This window comes from Xanthomonas cucurbitae (genome assembly GCF_002939885.1).
In the GTDB taxonomy this organism is placed as follows: domain Bacteria; phylum Pseudomonadota; class Gammaproteobacteria; order Xanthomonadales; family Xanthomonadaceae; genus Xanthomonas; species Xanthomonas cucurbitae.
Map to the genome: position 1 here is coordinate 1 of NZ_MDED01000139.1, position 429 is coordinate 429.

The following is a 429-nucleotide window of genomic DNA, read 5'->3' on the forward strand; positions in this document are numbered from 1 at the left end:
CATGGCAAAAGTAAAATTTGCGCGTACCAAGCCACATGTGAACGTCGGCACCATCGGTCACGTTGACCATGGCAAGACCACGTTGACCGCCGCGCTGACCAAGATCGGTGCAGAGCGTTTCGGTGGTGAGTTCAAGGCGTACGACGCGATCGACGCAGCGCCGGAAGAAAAGGCGCGTGGCATCACGATCTCGACCGCGCACGTCGAGTACGAATCCGAAAAGCGTCACTACGCACACGTCGATTGCCCCGGCCACGCCGACTACGTCAAGAACATGATTACCGGTGCAGCGCAGATGGACGGCGCGATCCTGGTGTGTTCGGCCGCCGACGGCCCGATGCCGCAGACCCGCGAGCACATCCTGCTCTCGCGTCAGGTCGGTGTGCCGCACATCGTCGTGTTCCTGAACAAGGCCGACATGGTCGACGA

General features: G+C 61.1%; 1 protein-coding gene. It reads left to right on the top strand.

Annotation, left to right across the window (positions count from 1 at the left end):
- Nucleotide 1 precedes the first annotated feature (1 nt).
- The coding region (locus tag XcuCFBP2542_RS19090) for a GTP-binding protein (protein WP_146090389.1) at nucleotides 2-429 on the top strand (428 nt) is incomplete at its 3' end.